The sequence below is a fragment of the Butyricimonas sp. Marseille-P3923 genome (assembly GCF_900184685.1).
Classification (GTDB): Bacteria; Bacteroidota; Bacteroidia; order Bacteroidales; family Marinifilaceae; genus Butyricimonas; species Butyricimonas muris.
Window position 1 is genome coordinate 2103587 of record NZ_FXXL01000007.1, and the last position, 18939, is coordinate 2122525.

At 44.6% G+C, this 18939-nt stretch carries 9 protein-coding genes; 2 read left to right on the forward strand and 7 right to left on the reverse strand.

What is annotated here, in order from left to right; all coding sequences use genetic code 11:
• Positions 1-57: 57 nt before the first annotated feature.
• Both CS948_RS20115 and CS948_RS20120 read left to right on the forward strand, forming a co-directional pair.
• A complete protein-coding gene (locus CS948_RS20115; protein WP_099294007.1) occupies positions 58-984 on the forward strand; it encodes a lytic transglycosylase domain-containing protein in 927 nt (308 codons plus the stop codon).
• 59 nt (positions 985-1043) lie between these two features.
• Positions 1044-2714, forward strand: coding sequence for a nucleoside kinase (locus tag CS948_RS20120; RefSeq protein ID WP_099294009.1), 1671 nt, complete (start codon positions 1044-1046; stop codon positions 2712-2714).
• 235 nt (positions 2715-2949) lie between these two features.
• Here CS948_RS20120 and CS948_RS20125 read toward each other — a convergent pair whose 3' ends face one another.
• The 7 genes from CS948_RS20125 to CS948_RS20155 form a co-directional block, all read right to left on the reverse strand.
• Positions 2950-4368, reverse strand: coding sequence for an alkaline phosphatase (locus CS948_RS20125; RefSeq protein WP_099294011.1), 1419 nt, complete (start codon positions 4366-4368; stop codon positions 2950-2952).
• Positions 4369-4628: 260 nt separating this feature from the next.
• Entirely contained in the window at positions 4629-7289 is a 2661-nt protein-coding gene (locus tag CS948_RS20130) for a zinc-dependent metalloprotease (RefSeq protein ID WP_099294013.1), read from the reverse strand.
• Between the two features lie 22 nt (positions 7290-7311).
• Entirely contained in the window at positions 7312-9930 is a 2619-nt protein-coding gene (locus tag CS948_RS20135) for a zinc-dependent metalloprotease (protein WP_099294015.1), read from the reverse strand.
• 10 nt (positions 9931-9940) lie between these two features.
• Positions 9941-12520 carry a zinc-dependent metalloprotease gene (locus CS948_RS20140; RefSeq protein WP_099294017.1) on the reverse strand — a complete coding sequence of 860 codons (2580 nt, stop codon included), beginning with the start codon at positions 12518-12520 and terminating at the stop codon, positions 9941-9943.
• 125 nt (positions 12521-12645) lie between these two features.
• Positions 12646-13581 carry a hypothetical protein gene (locus tag CS948_RS20145; protein ID WP_099294019.1) on the reverse strand — a complete coding sequence of 312 codons (936 nt, stop codon included), beginning with the start codon at positions 13579-13581 and terminating at the stop codon, positions 12646-12648.
• An 18-nt stretch (positions 13582-13599) separates the two neighbouring features.
• Positions 13600-15090, reverse strand: coding sequence for a RagB/SusD family nutrient uptake outer membrane protein (locus CS948_RS20150; protein WP_099294021.1), 1491 nt, complete (start codon positions 15088-15090; stop codon positions 13600-13602).
• Between the two features lie 11 nt (positions 15091-15101).
• Positions 15102-18764: a SusC/RagA family TonB-linked outer membrane protein gene (locus CS948_RS20155; RefSeq protein ID WP_255302093.1), complete on the reverse strand. Its 3663-nt coding sequence runs from the start codon at positions 18762-18764 to the stop codon at positions 15102-15104.
• Between the last annotated feature and the right edge of the window lie 175 nt (positions 18765-18939).

Consider the following 18939-nt stretch of genomic DNA (forward strand, 5'->3'; position numbering starts at 1 on the left):
TTTGCAACAAAAAGTAGGGAAAAACCCGTATATTCGAAAAATATAAATTCATTAGCCGTGCAAAAAAATATTATAATAACATTCTTGACTATACTAGTCTTAATAAACAGCGCCATAATCGGATATTACGTCTACAAACAGGAGTTTGAGGCACCGGAAGAAGAGGAATATATACCGCATTTCTTATTGCCGTCAGACGTATTTTGTCCCGACACATTCTATCTGGCGGGGGAACGGGTCCCCTTGGAAAGAATCGACGTGATTGAAGCATTCAAGAAAGAATTGATCGTCAACACGAATCTTCATTCACACACGATACAGGTAATTAAAAATGCCCCCCGCTATTTCCATATCATAGAACCTATCTTAAAAGAAGAGGGCATACCGAACGATTTCAAATACCTCGCCGTCATTGAAAGCAGCCTCAACCCCTTAGCGGTATCTTACGCGGGAGCCGTCGGGATATGGCAATTGATGAGCGGCACGGCAAAAGAACTCGGGCTTGAAGTCACGAACGACGTGGACGAACGCTACCATATCGAAAAGGCCACCCGTGCCGCTTGTGCCTACCTAAAAAAAGCACACGAGAAATTCGGTTCGTGGACAGCGGCTGCCGCATCCTACAACGGGGGGATGAATATGCTCTCCAAACAAATAGACCGCCAGAAAGAGAAGTACTTCTACGACCTGCTGATGGGGGAAGAAACGGGTCGCTACGTCTACCGCATGATGGCGCTGAAACAGATCATGGAAAACCCTCACTTGTACAACTTCCACGTGGGGATCAAATACCCCATCGAGCCGACAACACAAGTCAAGGTAACCAAATCAATCAAGGACTTGGCGGACTTTGCCCAAGAACACGGGATCACGTACAAAACGTTGAAACGATTCAACCCATGGCTCAGACAAACATCATTAAAAAACGGAAAACATAAAACTTACTATATATTGATCCCGGAAAACAAGGAAGCATATAAATAAAGTTTGCGGCACGTTATTTGCAATCTTTGTCAATGTGAATTACATAAATGACTCGAAACATGGAAAAAAATAAAATAATTGTATTTTGTGAAAATACACAGGAAGCCTATCAGATTCCGACAGGCTCCAGCTTGAAAGAATTCAAAAAAATCGTGTTCCCCGATAATCACCAAAACATATTGGGTGCCTTGGTCAACAACGAGGTGCGTGACCTTCATTATGAAATATATAACCCGAAATACGTCAACTTTGTAGACGTAACTACATTGGACGGGTACAGCGTGTATACGCGGTCGCTGTTGTTCGTACTTTACAAGGCGGTAATCAATCTTTTCGGGAAGAAAACCCTAATCGTGGAGTATCAACTCTCCAACGGGGTATTCTGCCGTCTGGCAAACAAGGACATCATCCTCACGGGTGAACGGATCGACACGATCAAAGCGGAAATGCAACGCATCATTGAGCATGACTACGAAATCACGCGAACGGAATACCCGACGGAAGAAGCCATCAAATTATTTAAACGCCAAGGACTGAAAGACAAGGAACTCTTACTTTCATCCCGGGGTAAACTATTCACCTCTGTTTATTCAATAGACGGCACGTGCGACTATTTCTACGGGACATTGGCTCCCTCTACCGGATGCCTGAAAGTATTCGATCTGATGGACTATAAAGACGGAATGTTGCTTTTGCTTCCCGATCGGATGAACCCGACCGAGATACTTCCATATTACCCGCAGGAAAAACTATATAACACGTTCAGCGAATTCAAGCGCTGGGGTAAAGTACTGGAAGTCTCGCAAATCGGGCACTTGAATCAAGCCATCGAACACCGCCATGCCGGCGAAATGATTAAAGTCAGCGAAGCGCTTCACGAGAAGAAAATTTCTTTGATCGCCGACATGATCCGGAAAAGAAGGAAAAAACTAAAAGTAATATTAATCGCCGGTCCCTCTTCATCCGGGAAAACGACTTTCGGCAAACGACTGGCTATCCAACTTCTGGTAAACGGTATCAAGCCGGTCAATCTCTCGTTGGATAATTATTTCGTGAACCGGGAACAAACTCCTAAAGATGAAAAAGGCGAATATGATTTTGAAACCATTGACGCGTTAGATATCAGCACGTTTAATGACAATATCGTCCGACTGTTGCGAGGCGAGGAAGTCGAAATCCCCAAGTTCTCGTTCGAAACTGGACAACGCTTCTATGATGGTGAAAAATTAAAAATATCCAAGAACAACGTGATTATCGTGGAAGGAATCCACGGGTTGAACCCTAAATTAACCGAATATCTCCCGCAAGAGAGTCTGTTCAAGATATTTATCTCGGCTCTGACCGCTATCTCTATCGATGATCACAATATCATTAACCCGTCGGACAATCGCTTGATTCGCCGCATGGTCAGAGATCACAAATACCGCGGTTACTCGGCTCTGGATACACTGAAAAGATGGGAAAGCGTCCTTTCCGGGGAACAAAAACACATCGTTCCCTATCAGGAAGAAGCAGATGTCATGTTCAACTCGGCATTGGCGTACGAACTCGGTGCGTTGAAACAACAAGCCGTTCCCCTGTTGGAAGAAGTTCTGGTAAAATACCCGGAACACTCTAAAGCAACCCGCTTGCTGAAATTCTTCTCGTACGTGCAAGCCGTACCGACCCGGGAAATCCCGCCGACCTCGATTCTTCGAGAATTTCTGGGTGGAAGTTCCTTCAAATATTAAATATATTCAGCCCCGGTCTTTTTCAAAAGAAACCGGGGCTGATTCATACAAGACCCACTGTAATCCCAAAGAAGTTATACCCAAGTCATACCCCTCTTTCGTTCTTCCTCCGTTTATCCTCTGGACATCCTATAATCTTTCATATAGAATCAATAGAGCGAAACTGTCCGGACTACGTTCCTTTTTACTTATTTCCCTAGGTCTTGGGTATAATTACAGTGGGTTCTCTATAGGACTAATATCCCGCCACCCGCTTTATCACACCATAGATTTCCGTGTTATCCGAGATACTGCCGAATTGTTCCGCCCCGACACCAATCGCATAAACAGGAACAGCCCCTGCCGAATGCCCGCCGCTTGACCATTGAATCATAGCTTTACGGTTCAGTATTTCCACGGCGGTCTGTGCCACGGGATTTACTAAAGCGTGTTCGCTCCGCAAAAGCCGCATTCCCTCGGGAGTAAAGGAGCTCATGCAAGCAGTTTTCAATAATTGTTCCTCATCCGGGGATAACTCGACCGCACCACCGAAACCACACTCTTTATTCAATAATTCCCGCAAATCACGGTAAGTTAGTGTATTCCCTTTGTTTTCTTGCAATTGCTTCAGTTTCCGGGTTAAACCGATAATCGAACTTTTTTGATTTGCCAAAACTTTCAGATTCAATTCATAAGGACCGTTCCCCAAAGCCAATCCTCCGGTTTCGTGGTCAGCAGTCACGACAATCAAGGTTTCATCGGGATACGCCTTGTAAAAATCAAGAGCTTTCCCTATCGCCTCCGAAAAATCGACAACTTCGTGAAAAGCTGCCGCCCCGTCATTGGCATGGCAGAGCCAATCAATGATACCTCCCTCCACCATGAGGAAAAAACCGTCGTCATTTCGCCCCGACAAAAACTGAATCGCCTTTTCGGTAATATCCGAAAGTGTAAGATCACCACTCGTCCGGTCAAGTACGGCAGGCAAACTCGACGGGTTGGCACAATCCTCCGGTTGCACGTAAACCACTTTCTTCGCCCCACCGGATAATGCTTGAAAATCCCGCGTATGGTCAATAATCACGTAACCGGAATCACGTAACAAAGAATAGAGATCGACAGCCGAAGAATCACAGGGGGAAAAGACCTGCTTCAATCCGGCACCACCGTAAAAATCAAATCCGGCTTTAGCGGCATCTGTCCCAATCTCGTAATACATCTTCCGATCCGGCTGACAAGCGTAAAAGACGGCAGGCGTGGCATGATTGATCGCCACACTCGTGGTAACCCCCACCCGCTTCCCGGCTTGTTTCGCCTTCCACGCGATACTGGATAACGGATTGCGTTCCCGATCCATCCCGATATGCCCGTTTTGTGTTTTTACCCCGGTCGCCAGAGCCGTTCCGGCGGCAGCCGAACAAGTCACCGAATTTGTACCGGAATAAGTGGTCACGTAATTGCGAACCGGGAAAGTAGTAAAAGAGAGCACTTTCGTTCCGACACGTCCCTCTAACTCCGCCAAATACATCTCTGTCCCAATCACTTGGTTCACACCCATTCCGTCACCGATAAAATAAAACACGTATTTCGCTTTTGTCTGCCCCGTCTTACCCGCACAACCGAATACAACAATGAACCAAACCACCCCCAGAAGAATAAATCTTGTATGTTTCATGCTTTTTTACATTAGAAGAGGTTATTAATTTTCAGATAATATGAATGAAAAGTTTCCCGAATCGGAGAGAGTAACTAGCTCTCCCTCTGTTTATAGAGGGAGTACCCCGAAGGGGGGGGAGGGAGTTCGTTGAAGTACTCGTGATATCCGGATCTTTTCTTGTGAAAAGTAAGTATTGCAACAAACTCCTCCGTCTGCTTCGCAGCCACCTCCTCTATAAACAGAGGAGGAGCTGAAATACAAACTTTATGAACTCATTTTTATTTATTCCCCAGCATCTGTTTCACGGCGAACAGCATGGCTTGATAATGCGGTTTGTCGGTTGCATTTGCAGAAGCAACACGACGTTGCAACAAAGAAGCGATTTTGGTCGCCGTTTCGTAATAATAAACGGCAGATTCGTCAATGGCAGTCGAGCGAACCCAGTTCTGCCACCCGTAACCATAACCGAAACCGGTTTGTTTCATCAACCCGACCAGATAAGCCTTCCCTTCCCGCTGTTCCACTTCTTTCAAGTCTTGGGCATACTTATCAATCATACCGCTCTCGTCCAACCCGTACAGGCATATCTCATCAATCGTGGGAGCATAAGCTACTTCTGCCGAAATATTGTTGGCACTCACCAATCCGATTTTGTTTCCCCCGATAGAGGACACGGAACGGGACATCATGTCCAGCATGGCCTTTTGCATGATTTTATCCCCATGCGTGAGTTTCCGGTTACGGATAGCGGCATCCCATGCCCCGGTATAGAAATCGTCAAAGAATTCCCGCAACGTATAAGGGTTTTTCTCCGCCAAATAAGAGGATAAGGTCACGTTCATGTATATTTTAGTCAAAATTCCGGCAACAGAAGCATTGAGTTCGGAAGAGGCTTTCGTGCTGAGTTTGAACTTCGAGCAAACTTCCCGGCTATCCAACCAATCGTTATCCTGCAATTGCCTGGTCACCCATTTCATGGCTGCCTTCTGCCTTTCACGAGGTACAGAACGGAATCGCTTGTCAACGCTGCCGTCTTTGGCTTCCGTCAAGTAGATTCCCCCGATACAATAAACCGCATTTTGCAAATAACGACCGTATTGTTTCACGATCTGGCTGTAAAGTTCCTGCCGATGTTCAGCCGATTCGTCATCCTGTATCCAGTTATTCAAATTCTTGAGGATATATTTCAAGTTCTTGATACCATAATCCCCTGCTTTAATCGGGTCATCACCCAAATCTTCTTCCAAGGCACTCGGGTCATAACGACTGGACATCTGTTGTTTCCCGTAACGATACAAAGGATCGCCGGCTTTTTCATCTATCCATGATTCCGTAATTTTAGCTTCCTCGAAAATATCTTTAGCTTCCGGAACGGGAGTGTACAACCATTTGATAGCATACAAATCATACACGCCCAAATCGGGCGGGGTAAGTCTTACCCCTTTATCATTCGGTTGCGCCACGTAATTGAAACGCGCATAATCCATGATAGAGGGCGTTGTTCCATATTTTTGAGTGAACGCGGCAGAACGCAACGAATCCACGGGATAAGCGGCGGAAGCGGACATATTGTGCATCAGTCCGAGGCAGTGCCCCATCTCGTGCGCCAACACGTAGGCCATTGACTCTTCCAACACGTCTTTCGGTAATTTTTTGCCTCGCACTCTCGGATCTATCTGTGCTGTTTGCACGAAACGCCAATAATTCAACATCTTCACGATATCGTTGTAAACCAAGATTGAAGCATTCAATATCTCCCCGGTCATCGGGTCTACCCAAGAAGGCCCCATGGCATTCTGCGTGCTGGAAGGCACGTAGCGGATACAGGAATATTTCAAATTATCGGGGTCGAAATCGGGATCATTAGTCGGAAAGTCCAACACTTGCACCACGTTCTTGAAACCGATTTTCTCGAAAGCCCTGTTCCATCTCAACACCCCCGTGCGGATAGGTTGTTTCCACTCCTCCGGGAAAAGATTATCCAGATAGAACACGATCGGTTTCACGGGTTCCACCAGTTCTCCCCGCTTGTAAGCTTCCATATCTTTAGGCTCCAAGCGCCAGCGATGTGCCAGTGAATAACGTTGCAACTGGTCGGCGTCATTAGCGATATATTGCTTGTTTGTCAAGAAGATACCGATACGAGAATCCGAAATACGGGGACGCATCCGGTCTTCCGGTAAAAGCAAGAGAGTACGGGTAACTTTGATTGACACGGGACGATTCTCGTAGAGGATCGTGTTCAAGTACTTGGCACTCACGTTGTAGGAAAGTGCTGATTTGATAGAAACATTGTCCTCGAACGCTTTTATACCATCTATCATCGACAAAGATTTGTTAATCGAATTGCGGAATGCCAGCGGGAAAGCCTCATCCACCATAGGAGTCACGGCAGCATCACCACCGGTAAATAACGCCGTCATCTCGAAAACCACCGCCGTACTGTCGGCATTGTAAGCCAACACCTTGTATCCCTCTATAATCGGGTTGATAAAATTCTGATCAATCACCCGTTGAATACGAGGGTCTTTTTTGTCATAACTCACGTAGGAATTAACTTTTCGCATATGTACCATACTATCCGCCAGCGTGAAACAGATATGCATGGGCTCCTTGACTTTATACCCGTTCGTGGAAACCGAGTTATCACTGGTTTCCGTGGTCGTAGAAGCCAGTAACATATCTTTTCCCATCACGGCAAGCGGCATCTCGAAATATAATTTTCCGTCCACTTTATGAAGCGTCATAAAACCACCCTTTGCCATCTCGTGCGATTTTCCCTTGAACAACCTCTCGTACTTACTGAGTTTCTTCACGGGAGGCTTCGCAACCGTTTCCTCTTTTTTCGTCGTTTTTTTCTTCCTTTCCGCAGCCTCTACCGTCAGCAAACAGGCATTCACCATAAACACAGTGATTAACAATACAATCCAATTTTTCATACCATATTTTATTACATTCATACTACTTTCTTTCTATCAATATCTTTTGTGCCATTAAAAGCATTGCCCGATAATGGGGACGATCCTCCTCGGGAGCCGTCAGCACTTTTTTCTCCAGCATATCCCGGCATTCCCGCACCATTTTATAAAAATAGACATCCTCGTTATTCAGCACTTTGCTATTGACTTCTCCCTGCCAGCCGTAGCCGTGCCCGAAATTTGTCCACTCCGCTTCCGGCTGCCGTACATGGGGTATGTTTTCCAGTCCCTGTTCCCACAACCGTTCCATGATTTCCTCTGTCAAATGGCCTTGTTCCAGATTATACACCCAACTTTCTTCGGGAGTAACGGCATAAGCCGAGGCTGCCGATTGCAGGCTGAAGCGATTCCCGCCGACATACGACACCGGCATTCTGGATTTGCTCAACCAAGTTCTCTGCATCAACCGGTCGGTTCTTGTCGATGCCCGACCTTCCAAGGCGCTCGCCCAAATTCCCCGGTAAACATCCTCGGCAAATTCATTCATCGTGTAAGGATCATCGGAAAGGTGAGATGACAGCGTGACGCAAGCCGCACGATTAAACAAAGCATTCAACACCGAAGTCCTCACCCGCCATGATGCCGGAATCCCTAACCCGAAACGGTCTACCAAATCCCGGTTATCCAACCACGCCCCCTCTCTCAATTGCCGAAGCAACCAGTTCACGGAAGCTTTCTGCACCTCTCTCGGCACAGGTCTGAACTTCTCTCCGGGAGTCCCTTCTTTCACTTGATTCAAGTAAATTCCCCCGATATTATACAACACGTTCATCAAGTAACGCTCGTATTGTTTGGTTAGATTCGAGTATAACTGCTTGCGGTGCTCTGCCGAAACATCTTCCTCTATCCAGTCATTTATATTTTCAATAATATATTTCAAATTGGCAATCCCGTAGTCACCCGCTTTCAAGGCATCATCCCCCAAATCTTCTTCCAATGCAGAGGGATCATAACGATTCCTATCCTGCTCTCTCCCGTAACGATACATGGGGTCTCCGGCTTTCTCGTCCACCCAAGCCTCCAGTATCTTCGCCTCTTCCTGAACGGAAGACACATCCGGAAACGGGGTATACATCCATTTAATCACGTACTCGTCATACACGCCCAAATCGGGCGGAGTCAACTTCACACCTTTGTCACCGGGTTGAGCCACGTAATTGAAACGGGCGTAATCCATGATCGAGGGAGTCGTGCCGTATTTTCGCGTAAATGACACCGAACGCAAGGAATCCACGGGAAACGCACTGGAAGCTGCCATATTGTGCATCAATCCCAAACAATGCCCCATCTCGTGCGCAATCACGTATTCCAGCGATTCACTCATAATATCGTCGGGCATTTTCTTTGTCCTCACGGACGGATCGAGTTGCGCCGTCTGAAGAAGACGCCAGTTATTCAACGCCCACGTGACATTGTTATAAACAAATATCCCCACATTCAGAATTTCTCCCGTCATGGGATCAACCCGAACAATCGCCTCTGCATTCTCGTGCGTGTAAGGCACATAGCGCACGCAAGAATATTTCAAGTTATCCGGATCAAAACCGGGGTCATCGGTCGGGAAATCCTCTACCCGAATCGCATTCTTGAACCCGATTTTCTCGAAAGCCTTGTTCCACCTCAATATTCCTTTCTTGATCGGCTCCTTCCAACTTTCCGGGAAATCCGTATCCACGTACATCACGATCGGCTTAACGGGTTCCGTCAATACCCCCTGCCGGTAAGCCTCCACGTCTTTCGGTTCCACCCGCCAGCGATGTATGTAAGAATAGGAACGAATGTCATTTCCTTCTTCCGGGATATAACGTTTATCCGTGAGGAAAGTACCCACGCGGGAATCCGACAACCGGGGATGCATTTTCTCTTCAGGCAAAAGCATCAATGTCCGGTTTGCTTCCAAAGTCACCGCCACTTGTCGTAACACGGGTATGATAGAATACCACACGTTCACCGTGTATAACAACGTGGAGCGAATCGAAACATTATCATCAAAAGCCTTTATCTCACCGAGCCGGGATTGCGCGGGCTTCATATGTCCCTGCACGTCATAGCGCCCGGTCATCTTGGCAAGGGGCGACAATTGTGCTATATCCGTGTGAAACAGACTGGTCACGTCGAACACCACGGCAGAGCTGTCAGGTGTATAGGCTAGTACCTTATAGCCGAACAGAATCGGATCACCGTATCCTTGTTTCATCACTTGTTTCATTCGCTCGTTCTCCAAGTTCGCGGTCATGGTCGAAGCCACCGTGCGCAATTGCACGGTACTGTCCTCCAACACGAAACGAATATGCATAGCGTTCGGAGTCGAGCCACAAACCGCCGCCATATTATTACTGGTCTTTGCGACAGTGGAAGCCAACAACATCTCCCGTCCCAAAACACGCAACGGCATCTCGAAATAGAGTTTCCCGTCTACCTTATGTAAGGTCATAAAGTCACTCGAAACCGTCGTGCACGTTTTACCTTTAAACAGTTGTTCATACTTGCCCGGTCGCTTCTCTTCCTGCTTGTTTTTCTTTGCTTTTCTCTCGCTTCCCAAGGAGCAGAATCCCGACAACAGCAAAATGAAAACCATATTCGGTATTATCCATTTTCTCATATATCTTGTTTTATTTGATTTGTGCCTGTTTACCCACCATCTGTTTCATCGCGAAAAGCATTGCCTCGTAATGCGGCAGGTCTTCGGCGTCAAAACTTTTCATCTTAGACTCCAACAAATCTATAATCCGCAACACCATCTCGAAGTAGTATGTTGCCGACTCATCGATATTTGCCACATCCAACGATCTTTGCCAACCGTAGCCGGAACCGAAACTCGTGGTCAGAACGAGTTTATCCACCCCGTAACACTCCGCGTCAAGAACCGAAGGTGCATAAAGTTCATCCAGCAACACGTCGGGATCACCGGAAGTAAGTCCGATACGATTTCCCCCGATCTTGCGCATCTGCTCATTCAATTGATCCAGTAACAGACGTTGCAAAATCATATCCCCCGTGGTTAATTTCCGGTTCTCGATGGCACTCGACCAAATACCCCGATACAAATCATCGAAATATTCTTCTGTCGTATAAGGCTCATCCGCCAAGGATGCCGCCAATGCCACCCGCCGGGCCGCCGTCATCAATTGTTTGCCGACGGCCTCGACCACAACCGGGGAAGACATGATACCCAAAGGAAACTTTTTCAATAATACTTGATTATCCAGCCATTCGCAATCCCGCAACTGATTCATCACCCAAACCACAGAAGCTTTTTGTATTTCCCGTTCCACCGGACGGTAACGTTCGCTCACGGTTCCCTCTTTCGCGTCCGAGAGATAAATTCCCCCGATATTATACATCACATTCCGGATATAACGATAATACTGGTTAATCATTTGCACGTACAATGCCCGACGGCTCGTGACTTCCGGGTCATCCGTGATCCATTCGTCCAAATGAGACAAGATATATTTCAAGTTCTTAATCCCGTAATCCCCCGCTTTCATCGCATCGTCACCAAGGTCTTCTTCCAAAGCGGTCGGATCATAGCGTCCGGCAATCTGCTGCCGCCCGTAGCGCAACATCGGGTTTTCACCCGTTTTCTCGTCAACCCACGTCTCCAATATCTTAGCCTCTTCCCATATCGAGGATACACCGTAAACCGGAGAATATAACCAATGAATCACGAATTCGTCATATACCCCCAAATCGGGCGGAGTCAATCGCACACCCCGATCTTCCGGTTGCGCCACGTAATTGAAACGGGCATAATCCATAATCGAGGGGGTTGTCCCGTATTCCCGCGTAAAACTTGCCGAACGAAGCGAATCCACGGGGTACGCGGCAGAAGCTGACATATTGTGCATCAGTCCAAGACAATGCCCGATCTCGTGGGCAATCACGTAAGCCAGCGATTCATTTATCAATGCTTCCGGTAAATCCTTGTTTCTCACCGTCGGATCAATTTGAGCCGTTTGCACGAAACGCCAATTCCTCAACATCTGAATCACGTTGTTGTAGACCAACACGCTGGCATTCAAAATCTCTCCCGTTGTCGGGTCTACCCACGAGGGGCCCATCGCATTTGCCACTCCTGTCGGCACATAGCGCACGCAGGAATATTTCAAGTTATCGGGGTCAAAAGTCGGATCATCTTTCGGGAAATCACGTACCTGCATTACATTCTTGAAACCAATCTTCTCGAAAGCCCGGTTCCACCGTAATATTCCTTCCCGAATGGGTTGCTTCCATGATTCGGGAAACAAAGTATCCACGTAAAAGACAATCGGTTTCACGGGTTCCGTCAATTCCCCCCTACGATGAGCCTCCGCATCATCCGGTTCTACCCACCAACGGTTAGCATACGAATACCTCTCCGTGGGAATACCCTTGTCAGAAATATAAGATTTCGAAGTCAAAAATACCCCGATGCGCCTGTCTGAAACACGAGGGGGCATTTTTTTCTCCGGTAACAAAAGTAATGACCGGGTAGCCAGCACGGTCAACGGCTGATCGGTCACCACTTTCGCTTTGTTGTAAGTAATGCTATATTTATAAACCAATTGAGATTTCACGGACATATTATCCTCAAACGCCTTTACCTCCCGGATAGAAGATAAATCTTTCATCAGTGATTTGGTTATATCGGTCAACCCGCCTCCTTTCGGCACGGGCGACAATGCCGCCTCTTCATCCAAGAATATCCCCGTCATGTCAAACACCACGGCAGAACTATCCGGTGAATAAGCCAACACCTTGTATTGCGCCATTATTGGATCTCCGAAATTCTGTTCTATAATCCGATCTATCCGTTCTCCCGTAGATCTGGTTGCTATCACGACATTCACCCTTCTCATCCGCACGGTGCTATCCTCCAGTGTAAACCGAATATGCATCGGGGTATTTTCCTTGTACCCGTTCGTGCAAACGCTATTATCCGTGGATGCCGTCGACGTTGCCGCAAGCAACAACTCCCGCCCCATATACCGCAAAGGATATTCGAGATACACTTTCCCATCCACCTTATGCACCGTCACGAAACCACCCCTCGCCGTTTCACTCTTTTTCCCTTTAAACAACTTGTCATACCTGCTCAATTCCACCTTATCCGCCTCTTTCTTTTTCTTCTTCCTCCCGGAAGCTTCCACGGAAAACACTGTCGGTAGAATCCACAACAAGGTCAGACTACATACAATCCATTTGTTCATACATACTATTTTAAATTATACTAAAACCCCTGTTTCCAGACAATACGGCTCCCTGTCTTCAGGATGAAGGCTTTAAAAACCTTCATCCTGAAGTAAGAGCAAACACTAAAACACATTTTATACAGCTATTTCAACGTCGCTTTCAAGTTCTCCATTGCAGTCTTCATCAATTCGTATTTCTTCATTACCCATTCGTAGGTTCCATACTTCACTTCAAAAGCCTCGTCATCATCCATTAGCACCTCGGTTACATAATCCAGAACGTCTGCATATTCATTAACAGTTGTTACTCGTTTACTCGTTTCATTATACTGAGCACCTTTATTATAGGACAAGAATCCGTATTCTTCTAAATCAGCGACATAAGGCGGTGTCGAAGATGAAGTCAAACTCAATCCATACAAATTTGCACTATAAATCTCGGCACGAGATACATTCAGAAAAGCTTCTAATAATGATGATGCACTCTCTGTTAAATAAGTAGTATATTCCTGAGCGGCTACCTCACATCCCAAACGTTTCAATTCTACCTCTGTCATCCCCTCCATTTCCTCTATACTACCGACACAAGATGTCATCATTCCCCGATAGGAATTCGCTGCATACGGGTACGAACTCGTCTTCATTGCATTTAACGTCAAAGACTTCACCAGTAAAAATGAACGGGGATATAGTTTATCAGATATCAATTTTGGAAAAACCTTATCCCGAATAAATTCAACACCCACGGTTATCGCATCCCGATTATAAGATAATTCATATTTAGCATATTCATCGGAACTCAAGATAGAATAATTCGGGTTTAATACCTCATAATAAATAATAGCTTCTCCCGCATTATCCGTTCCTCGTATTTGATGTCCTATCGTGTCATTATAAAAGATCGGTACATTATACGTTTCGTAAATCGTATATCGCAAATGATCCAACGCATCATCCGAATCTGTCAATACATACCAATCCCCATCCAAGTCTGAGGGAGAAAGAGTATCATCGTCGCTACAAGCAACCAAAGATAAGAATCCCCATAATCCAATAATATATAATAATTTTGTCCTCATACTATACTTATTATATTGTTATTCATTTTCTCTATCCGGGCGAACATTGTCTTCCAATTCCCCTTTATTCGATTCCAAAGCATAAGAAGGCATAGGCATTAACCAACCGCCGTCATCAGGGTATTTACCCAACACATACGTTTTCACTAATACCGCAGTATTATTACTCCATTCATAATAAGCATGCTCAATACTTTTTGCCTCCGGAAGAGTTGGATGTACAGCATAACGACGCAAGTCAAACCAACGTTGTCCCGCAAAACAGAGCTCTCGACGACGTTCATCCCGAATAAATTTCACCAGATTTTCTCCCGTTTCATTTATGGTTCCGGCATCACTCATTCGCTTATCCCTTAATAGTTGGACTGTTGCAATTGCTTCAGATTCACGTCCCAGTAAAGCCAATGCTTCTGCCTTATTTAAATATACTTCAGAGAATTGCAAACTATTCCCGGTCAATTTAGACGCACTATACAATCGGTACGGTCCATAATACCCGTTACTATGTATAAAAAAATGAGAGTTCTTTCCGGTTACATATCGCAAATCATTCGCTTCATACAAACTCAATAATTCTTCCGAAGCGGCAAATGACACCGTTGACGTTATCTGACATACTTGACTACTCAAAAAACCTCCGGCAAACATGGCCTCACTACTCGTGTGCGAACGAAGTAATGCATTAAATGAACCGACTCCGGAATAAACATTTTGTGTTGTTGTATTAAAATCAATCAAAGCAAGTCCCTTTGGAGATGCAAAAATCGAATCACACTGACTCACGACCTCATTCCAATCACACATATATAAAGCCGTTTTAGCCAACAAAGCTCGCGCCGCATTCTCTCCTGCCCGATAAGTTGTAGTCGGGGTTATCCCTTTCAAATAGTGTATCGCTTGCCGGACATCAGACAAAATTTGTTGATAACACTCTTCCACGCTATTTCTAGTGAATCCTTTATCCTCCACGTAATCAGTTAATTTAATCGGAACTCCCAATTTCTCTTTAGAAGTTGAGGCTGCATAAGGATGTCCCCACATATTCACTAAATAAAAGTAACAAAAAGCCCGAATAAAATAAGCCTCACCTTTCACTCTCTCATAGCCGTCTTCTCTCTCGAAACGATCTATATCCCCCAAAATTAAATTGGCAACCTCGATAGACTCGTACAATCTGGCCCAAACTCGATTTCCTCCCATACGATTCGGATAATCGTCATCCCAAGGATAATCCGACCATTTATAAAACAAATTTAAATAATTGAATGAACTAGACGACGAAAGCGTTCCCGTTACTTTTTGTCGGGTATCATCATCCATCACTTCCAACCATGCCATCGTATAATATGTACCCGTTGCATTCTGCAAATACCCACTTCCGACTAACAACTCGTCCAAGTCGTCAATACCAGTCACATAAGATAGTGTTTGAGAATCCTCTTCCAAGAAGTCACTGCAAGAGAAACATCCCAATAACACAATCACAAATAATATTTGTATCTTTCTCATAATATTCTTCCTTAAAAAGTTACATTCAAACTAAATGAATACGTCGGACGTATCGACTGTGTAATTGTAGAGGAACTACCTGATTGCGTGGTTGGATCTTGTCCCTTCAATTTCTTACTACTGAATGTATACAGATTCGTACCTGTTAAAGAAATATACGCAGATTTCATGTATATTTTTTTACATATCTTATCCGGTACATTATAACGTAAAGCTATATTTTGAATTTTCAAATAATTACCGCTTACAACACGAGCTGTCGAGTAATCATACATTTGCCATATATTCTCAGCTATCAATTTACGATTTACAGTACCATTATAAGCGGATTTCTTCCACCATGGATTCGTATCCATAGTTTCTTTAAATATATCATTACCAAGAATACTAGGAATATTTGTATATTTCTCATCCCCGGGACGTTTCCAACGATTCGAAAATTCCGAACGCATATTCTGCATGGGATTAGGAGCCATTGTTCCATCAGCCGAACTTATATTCGGATACAATTTCAATAAACGGATTTTAGAGCCTAGGCTATAAGACATGTTTATGGACAACGTGAAACGATTGTACGAGAAAGTATTGATTAAACTACCTTGTAACGTGGGAACCCGATTACCGGAATACTTCATCACTGACATATATCGTTCCTCGTTAGTCATTAATTTAAATTGTTCTCCATAGTCGACCTCTTCACCATTTACCATGATTTTTTGCTCCAGATTCGGAAACATCGGACGCCCGTCTGCCGGATCCAGCCCCAAAAATCTATAAGAATAGAAACCATTCAATGAACGATTTACAGTCTGAACACTTCCATTCAAATAATCCGAATACGTGAGATCGTCATCATCCCGCAAGCTCTTGTCTGTCGAAGAAGTTGCTTTATCAATCAACTTATTGATTACTTGCCCTAACTGCGGGTCAAATCTCCAACGAAATCCTTTGCCATCCGCTCCGACTGTATTTATAGGGATAAAATTTAACGTCAATTCATATCCTTGGTTTACCACAGTTCCCTGATTCACCGTATACCCTGTCACACCATTCACTTCTGATACGGATTTAGACATATAAGCATCAATTGTCTTCCTGTAATAATAACTCACGGAACCGGATACCTTTCTCTTGAATAAAGAGAAATCAAGGCTCACGTTAGTATTCGCCGTTTTTTCCCATTTTAAATCAGGATTGGGATATTTGGACACCGTAGAATAAAATTCATCGAATAGATTACTGGATATGGTAGACTTTTGAATCACTAATTTCGACGAAACATTAGGTACATTCCCTTGGTACCCGAATGACGCTTTCAATGACAAATCATTAATCCAACGAACTCCTTTCAAAACATTCTCCGTAAGATTCCAACGTCCGGCAACCGCCCAAATCGGAAAAAACTTCTCATTTGCCCGACTACCAAATTCATTAGAAAAATCCACCCGGGCATTTAAACTAAAATTATAAATATTCTTGTAACCATAACCAAGGGTCAAGTATGCAGAAACATCATTTGTCAGTTGCTCGGTATATGTCCCTAAAGCTGCAGAAGTCTGGGTCCACTGAATATACTTTTGATACGTGTAATTCTTCAAATCATCCGTCGGAATAGCCTGTATCGCATTTCCCCGATCTCGGAAAATTCCGCGAGTGGTCTTGGCGTAAGTATTATATTTATTGGATTTTGCCTCAAACCCCGCACTCCCATTTATAATATGGAATTCATCTCTATCTACAGCCTGATTGTAATCCAGTTGAAAACGAACCGTATAAGCGTTACGATCTACATGACTATCCTTCTGTTCTCCTCCCCAAGGTAATAATGTATTTGTTTTCCACCAAGCTTCGGTTGTCGCCCCATAAGACTTATTCAAACTGCGACAATAAAAAGAATCTTCTCCATGCCACGTTTCTGATTTTGAATTTGAAAAACTGTAGGACAATAACACTTGAGCTTTCAATGACGGCAATATCTCATAACCCACATTAGCCTGAAAAGTCAAAGAGTTTTGCCTAATCTGGGTTGAAGAGTTTGCCATATCTTCCAAAATATTCTTGGGGTAATAGTAAGTTTCCCCATCTATTTCTTTTTCTACTTGATAATACCAATAGCTACCATCATCATTCCGTGCAGGTATCGCCCGACTCGTATTGTAAGCAAACTCTGTCACTCCCACGTCATCAGGAATATATTTTTTCTTAGAAACACTGCCCTGTAATCCGAAACGTACCGTAAATTTGTCAAAATTACCCGTTAAATTGACATTCGTTGAATACACCCGGTTATTCTCTCCTTTTACACTTCCCGAAACGTCATTCATACCAAGAGAAGCATAATATCTCAAAACAGAAGAACCTCCGGCTAGACTTAATGTATGCTTATGCGAAAAAGCATCCTGCATTAAAATATCAAACCAATCGGTATTCATCGTTTCGTACTTATCCACCAACGATTTATATTCGTTATATCCGGTCTTACCTTCGATATAGTCTTTATAAGCAGCCTCATAACCCACCCAAGAGGTGATCTCCGGATAAGCTAACCGATTCTCAATCATCTCGCGTGAAAAAGCGATACGCTCTTTAGAATTCATCACGTTTACGCTTCTGTCACTATATCTCGGACGCTGGGTAAAAGACCCAGCTACCGAATAAGTCACAGAAGGCGGACCTTGTTTACCTGCCTTCGTGGTAATCACGATGACTCCATTCGCGGCTTTTTTACCATAAATAGCCGTGGCTGCAGCATCTTTCAACACATCGATCTGTTCGATATCCTCCGGATTCAAGCCGGAAATAGCGTTACCGAGCAAATTCACGAAGTCCAAATCATTAATATTCGCGGGATCTACATTTACAGGGTCTTCCATGACAACACCATCTACCACCCAAAGCGGCTCCTGCGATCCCAACATCGTAGAAGTTCCGCGGATACGCAAACGAGGAGCAGCCCCAATCTGTCCCGTGTTCTGCATAAAGATCATTCCCGGTACATGCCCTTCCAACATCTGGTCAATCGTCTGCAAGCCGGGAGTGATAATATCTTCCGCTTTAATCGTGGTCACTGCGCTCGTGTTTTTGCGAGCATCAATTCTGGCATATCCCGTGTTCACCACGACCTCCTCCAATTCAGACACTGTTTCCTTCATTACCACATTAATTGTATCTTTCCCCGTGTATTTCACTTCCTCGGTTTCCATTCCGATAAAAGAAAAGAGAAGTGACAGGTTATCCGTCCGAGGAAGATTTATCGAGTATTGTCCCTTATTATCAGTACTTGTCCCCATCGCCAAGCCTTTGACAATAATAGTTACACCGGGCAATATCTCCCCTCTTTCATCCCTCACCGTACCGGATATACGAACCGATTTGACCTCTGTATCGGGTCCCACGGCAACTCTGCCATTACGCTCCGTACAAGCCAATCGGGTTCCTTTGATACATTCCTGCACAGCTTGAAGTACTGTCACGTCCTTCAGGTCAACAGTAATTCTCTTCGTTTCACGAGTCACTTCTTCCCGCTTGAAAATAACATTATTCTGGCTCAATCGATTGATTTCTTCCAATGCCTGCAACACGGTCACGTTCTCCAATTTCAAAGAAATCATTTTTTTCGCCCTCTCTTGCCCGAAAGCAGAACTTGTCGTGAGTGAAATAGTTGTTAATAACATACATGACAATGTTAAACAATACCTCCACCAAACACGAAAGTTGGAAAAAAACTTTTTGTTTAGTTCTTTTTTCATAGATTTGTAAATTAAAATGAAACACTATCCTTGTTTCCACACAAGGTCTTTTAAAATGGAGTGGTCCGCGAAACCGCTCCATTTTTTGTTTTCAACATCA